The organism is Granulicatella balaenopterae, from assembly GCF_900111135.1.
Classification (GTDB): Bacteria; Bacillota; Bacilli; order Lactobacillales; family Aerococcaceae; genus Granulicatella; species Granulicatella balaenopterae.
The window spans coordinates 1-6545 of the sequence record NZ_FOGF01000060.1 but is presented as its reverse complement, the minus strand read 5'-3'; the positions used below and the strand labels follow the sequence as shown (position 1 = coordinate 6545).

Genomic DNA, 6545 nt, shown 5'->3' with positions numbered 1-6545 from the left:
AAAAACATATATTACTACACTCAGCTGATAATTATAGGAACTGTACTCACTTGAGCACTAAAATTTTTTAATGATGGAAATATACAATAAAAAAAATAAAAAAAGAAATCATACAGATAATACTGTATGATCTCTATTTCCACTCCATCAACCCTATTTGACAAAGAGCCTATTAAATTCAATAGTTATATAAATATGTCACCTATAAACTCTGCTTCTTCTTGTCGGTCTTTTTCATCGTATGTTTGGTCGAGATTATCACACAAGTGTAGTTTACATTTAAACATCTTCAGTTCATCCATCACTTCAATTAAATCATTTAAAAATTTGATTCGTTTATCTAATAATGGCATTCTACTATTTGTCCATGATTCATGCATTTTATCAATATGAATTTTACGGAGTTCTTCTATATTTAAGTTTTTCTCCTTAAATAATTTAAATATTTCTATAAAGTATTCATTATCATAAGTATATCTTGCAATATTATATAAAGTAACTAAGCGTTGTTTATCCGTCGATTGTTTTATTTCCTGTAAAATATATTTCTGAGATTTCTCTACATCATGTAGTAACATTTCTTTTAATACAGGATTAACCCAACCGCCTATCAAAGTTTTATCTATTCGAATTAAATAATCTAGATATAAATTAACTCCTTCTTTTATGTCTTTATTTTTCCATAATATTGTAAATCGTTCACCAAAATAATCACATCTATTCCCGTCTGCTATATTTATTGCCATTAAAATATCAGAGACAAATTTAGCATCAGCTTCTTGAATTATACACTCCAAATAATCTCCTAGATGATCAAATTCTGCTTTAGGCAATAATTCTATGTATAATTCTTGGAATTTTTGTTTTCCTATTAAATTAACAACTTCCAATACTTTCTCTTTTTGATTAGTTATTGGCATAAAAAATTCAGCCTTATTATCTGATGCCTCAAATTTACCAATTAATATTTCTAACAGTCTATTCTCATATTCTATATATTTATCAAAATTTAGTATATTAAATATTCGATATATCTCCTTTGTTGACTTTTCTATATATTCACTTAATTTTGCATACTGTTTTTCAGTTATTTTTTCGCATTGTAATTCATTAGCAATTCGATATATCGGTAGTACATCTTTGTCTATTGCATCCAATACTTCTTTCCCATCAGTATACGATAAATGTATAATAAAGTAACAAATAAAGTATGAATCTATTTTAAACTTACTATTTAATAATCTTTTTAAATATTCTTTTTGATCTGTACTGTTTAATTTATAATATGCATGTCCTACTAGATACTCAAATTTATTATCCCATATAAGTTGATTATTTTGAAATTCAGATAAAGTATTAAATAACCCAAGCAAATTATCTTTATACTCTTTTACTAAGTCCAAACATTTATTTGCTTTAACCTTTTCTTCTACATCAATATAATCTCTATCTGATTTTTTATATATATGATTATTGCTAAATACTCTATATATTCTGTGTTTATTAGATTCTTGAAAATCTTTTGGCCATATATCATATTCAGAATTTTTAAATTTATAATAAAATGCTTGCTTGATAATCTCTTGATTAAATGTTAATGATTTTTGTGGTTCAAGGAATTTTTCGCTTATATAGTTAAAATCATTTAAAACTATTTGTTTATTATCTTCTTTAACTTTACCTTTCGGATATGATAATAAGACTTTTTCAATTTGAAGATTTAATTCATCATTTTCTAATTCATATATTTTATAAAGTAAATCAAAAATTTTTGTATGAAATAGTTTTAATTGTTCATTCGATTCGAACTCATACATACAATATTTTAATGCATCTTTACTCCAGTATACTTTATTCGTATAATAGTTTAAAAATTCTTCACATATTTTTATTTTGACTAAATTATCTACCATTTTAGAAGATGGTTCATCCATTAACAACGTAATAATAAGATTTCGCTGACTAATTAAATTTGCACCATTTATTTTAAATCCAATATCTCTAACTAGACTTGTATAGATACTAATATAATTATTTGGAGCTTTTTGTAAAAAATTAATTAATAACTTGATTGCCTCTTCGTTATATTCGGTCGCATCTAATGTACTTATTAAGTCTACTATCTTATTTGTTTTATTAGATTCAATATTATTATTAAATTCTTCAATTGTAACATCAAATGTTTCTTCTTTTAAATCATCTATATATTCCTGGCAAAAAAGAAATGATTGTAGTGGTAAAACAGTAGCATATTGTGTTAAAAATTCTACTTTATCATTTTCGTCAATTACATTTTCATAAATATATTTTGCTTCCTTAGTTACATATTTCTTCCATGTATTCCATTCTGAAAAAACACTAACACGATTAACCATTTCACTTAATTTATCACTATATTGAGGATATAAATTCAAATAGAGTTCACGTAATTTAAAAAGTTGCTCTCTTTCAGTATATTTAACTAATATATAATCTGATAAACTTTGATCAGCAACTTTTATTGCTTCTCTTTTGCTCTGTAATAAGCCCATACGTATCATTTTATTTATAGATTTCTTAAATTGAGTTCTATCTATTTCACAATAGTTTAACAGCTTATTTATATCTTCTTTTTCTAACTTACTTAAATGAATTGTATTTAAAAAACTTAAAATAAATAAAGCATGTTGATCATCATCTGATAAATTATTTTGTCTGATGATTTCAGAATAGTACACATCCAACACTCTGTTCTGCATTGTATTACTAGATAAATCTTTCCCTTGTTTTAATAAATTACTTGCAATAACTGCCATTCTTGGATTACATTTGGATAATCCTTTAATTGTATTAATAGTTTCACTATCTGGATTATTTAATAAATTTATAATCAATTCACGTATATCTTCTTCAGTCATTCTACTTAATGCATATTTATCAAATTCAAATTCTTTAATAAGTGGTTCCAGCTTTTCTACATGATATTCCCTTAATGTTAAAATAAATTTTATTTTTGATTTAAAAGTTTCATTATACATCAACTCAAACATAGCCTTGATATTCTCTACTTGTTCTGCATCATCCAAAAAGATATAATTTATTTTTTTACTATCTAAATTTGTCTTGATATCTTGATAACCCGACTCTCCCGTACTACGCATACAAATAATATTTGCCTTATCAATTAATCTACTACACAATTCAATTGCTAGTCTAGTTTTCCCAACTCCAGGTAACCCGTGTATTAATACAATTTGATTTTTTTCTAACTTATTTAATACTTCCTCTACTTTTTCATTACCTATATATTTAGTCTCTAATGTTGCATTAGTCTTACTCTTATCGTGTCTTTTTACAAATTCTTCTAGCAGTTCCATACATAGTACATATATATCTATTGGTTTTAGGATTTTTAAAATATGCATCAGGAGTTCCTTTTGTCGTTTTATTTGAACCGTCTTTTGAACCTAAATCAGTCATTGGGGATCTATATTTTTTATTTAAATATACTGTACATAATTTTTGGAACTCTCCACCGTTAAGTTGTATAATTGCTGCTTGAATCTCATTGTATTTACTCAATATATTTCCTCTCTTTCTTACTTACTCTTCTTTTATCGTTTCTTTATATAATTCTTTTAATTCTGTGATATTTTTTGGTTGTTGAGTTGTTGCCGTTTGCATACCTAATGTTAAAAAGTTTTGATATTTTTTAGCCTTATGGTAGGTTGTTTTTCCTGTCAACACAAAATATATTAGTCGAGTTAATGCGTGGATTTCATGTGCCATAGTATAATTTGCAAATCCCACTTTTTGTAAGCCTGTAATATCATTAAATGACCCTTTTATTTCTGTATTTAAGCTGGTCATTGTGTTATTAGGTGTTTTAACTAAACCAAAATCTGATAGTTTAACTACAATAGTTCCATCTTCATATTCTTTTAATAAAATATTTGTTGGAGCAATATCTCGGTGCAAAATATCTTTAGAATGGATATATTCAAATGCATAAAATATCTGATTAATAATTCGTTTTCTTTCGTTAAGCGATAATTGAGGATGTTTATCAATATAGCTAACTAAACTATAATCCATTTTTTCCATGTAATATTCTAATTTCTCTTTATCTAAGCGATAAACCTTTACTATGTATGGTGAATTAAGAGATTTTGTAATATTATACTCCTGAATAAATCGCTGAATTTCTTTTTCATTCAAATCATTTTTAGCTACTTTAACAATAACTGGGATATTATAAAAATCATCTTTATATTGATATACCTTAGCATATGATCCTTCTCCGATTATTTTTCTATCATATGAAACATTCACATTATTACGTAAAATAATGGTTTGATTAGCTAATTTAAAAATGGGAATTGTTAAATACAACTCAACTTTTTCCATATTTGGTGGGATAGTACTACCTTGGTAATAATTTAAAAAAGTAGTACTATATTCAAATAATTTTTGATAATACTCAGCTACTACAAAATTATATTTGGTATTTTTTAAATAATTTTGCATTTTGTCTATTATATTAATACAAGTCAATAGAGTGCGACTTTCTGATGCCCAATAATGTACTGTTTTGCTAGCGCCTGTTGGCAACCTTCCATTCATCTTTCTATAACATTCAGTAATATTGTACTGTAATTTTGTGAAAATATATTTCAAGTCTTGATTTTCTATATCATTATAAAGAGACTCACTTACACTATCTTCCGGGTTAGGTAATTGAGCTAACTCTTCTTTTATATTAGCAAAAAAATTAATTATTTTTTCCATATTATACCTCTTATTTTAAATTTGGATATCTAATCACGTAAACCAAACATCCGCACCAACTATGTTACGCCTATAAAGGTCGTAAATCAAGTAAAAATAAGTGTATTTAGCGTTATCCACAGCAGTTTAGATATTTGTTTCATAAACGAAACTAAATTGCATATAAGCACCTTTTCCCGTCTCTTAAAAATACTATTTTCCATTATATGAAACTTTTTTCTCTTTTACGCAACTTTTCTGTAGTTAATTATATCGTCAATTGCCAGAAGTGGTTATTTTAAATTGACATAATTGGTGAACTTAAATTGACGCATGCTTCCTATTCCTAATGGCTAGCTTATAGATTTTTAGGTGGGTCAATTCTATTCAGCATTCCTCATATTTACACATACTTTTGACCCACTTCTACCTACTCTATCCTTTTACACACCAGTCATCCCTAATAATTCTAGTGGGTCAATTGTATTCGTCATTCCTGATATTTACACTTACTTTTGACCCACCTATTCTTCTGAAACTCCTTGTCTTTCAAGCTACTATAGCGTTCCTACTGGGTCATTTGCATTTGTTAATTGACGTAATTAGTGATTTTATACTGACAGAAGTGGGGACTTTATATTGACATAAATGGTGAATTTATATTGCCACAAGTGGTTACGTTAAATTGACATAAATGGTGACATTTATATTGACGCAAGCTTCCTATTCCTGTTAGCTGGTTTATAGATTTTTAGGTGGGGCAATTGTATTCATCATTCTTAATATTTACACTTACTTTTGACCCTCCTATACCCGTTCTATCCTTTTACAAACCCGTCTTTGCTCGTAATTCTGGTGGGTCAATTCTACTCGTCAATTAACGTAATTGGTGAATTTATATTGACAGAAGTGGTTATATTTAAATTGACATAAATGGTGATTTTATATTGTCGCAAGCTTCCTATTCATACTCGCTGCTTATAATATTTTATGGTGGGTCAATTCTATCTATCATTCTTAATATTTACACTTACTTTTGACCCTCCTATACCCGTTCTATCCTTTTACACACCCGTCTTTGCTCATAATTCTGGTGGGTCAATTCTACTCGTCAATTAACGTAATTGGTGATTTTATATTGACAGAAGTGGTTATATTTAAATTGACATAAATGGTGATTTTATATTGTCGCAAGCTTCCTATTCCTGTTAGCTGCTTATAGATTTTTGGGTGGGTCAATTCTATTCGTCACTCCTAATATTTACACATACTTTTGACCCACCACTACCTAATCTAACCTTTTAAAGATCAGCCTTTATTAATAAATAGCGTGGGTCAAAAGTACTTGATAATTTACACTTTTCTTATACCACCTTGTGGCGTACTACACTACGTGGTTATAAGCTGATGACTTATCATTTAATGGTTCGATTAATACTATGATTGGCATACTAAAAAAGCCACAGACACTTTAATATGTCCATGACTCTAGTTAATTTGTTTTTCTACAAATCGCTGAATAGATCTGTTTGGTATAGTCCGTCTGAGATTAACTTGTCGAAGGCTTGGGCTACGTCTGCTTTGTCTTCGTGATAAGTCATGCCGAACCATTTGTCGTTTGTTTCTAATAGTTTTACGGATACTTTATCGGCTTCTAATAGGTCGCCGATGTGGATTGGTAATAGGTATTCGACTTTTAACATGTCTGGGTGGTCTTGGTTGAAGAAGTCTTCAAATCCTACTTCTAATAAGTCCATATACTCTGGTGTTAAGCCCCACATGTTCATTGATACATATGA

At 28.0% G+C, this 6545-nt stretch carries 3 protein-coding genes and 1 pseudogene; all 4 read right to left on the bottom strand.

Annotation, left to right across the window (positions count from 1 at the left end; genetic code table 11):
- Window positions 1–185: 185 nt before the first annotated feature.
- Window positions 186–3356 carry an nSTAND3 domain-containing NTPase gene (locus tag BMX09_RS09390; RefSeq protein WP_143054410.1) on the bottom strand — a complete coding sequence of 1057 codons (3171 nt, stop codon included), beginning with the start codon at window positions 3354–3356 and terminating at the stop codon, window positions 186–188.
- Complete coding sequence (locus BMX09_RS09980) at window positions 3319–3561, bottom strand: glutamate dehydrogenase (protein ID WP_143054409.1); 243 nt, start codon at window positions 3559–3561, stop codon at window positions 3319–3321. The genes BMX09_RS09390 and BMX09_RS09980 overlap by 38 nt, the downstream gene beginning before the upstream one ends.
- 21 nt (window positions 3562–3582) lie before the next feature.
- Window positions 3583–4767 carry a protein kinase domain-containing protein gene (locus BMX09_RS09385; RefSeq protein ID WP_089748009.1) on the bottom strand — a complete coding sequence of 395 codons (1185 nt, stop codon included), beginning with the start codon at window positions 4765–4767 and terminating at the stop codon, window positions 3583–3585.
- Between the two features lie 1484 nt (window positions 4768–6251).
- Window positions 6252–6545, bottom strand: a pseudogene (locus BMX09_RS10135) (nucleotidyltransferase); the annotation flags it as partial.

Coding starts and splice junctions, on each gene's coding strand:
- BMX09_RS09385 (WP_089748009.1), bottom strand. CDS start 4,767: ATGGAAAAAATAATTAATTTTTTTGCTAATATAAAAGAAGAGTTAGCT.
- BMX09_RS09390 (WP_143054410.1), bottom strand. CDS start 3,356: ATGGAACTGCTAGAAGAATTTGTAAAAAGACACGATAAGAGTAAGACT.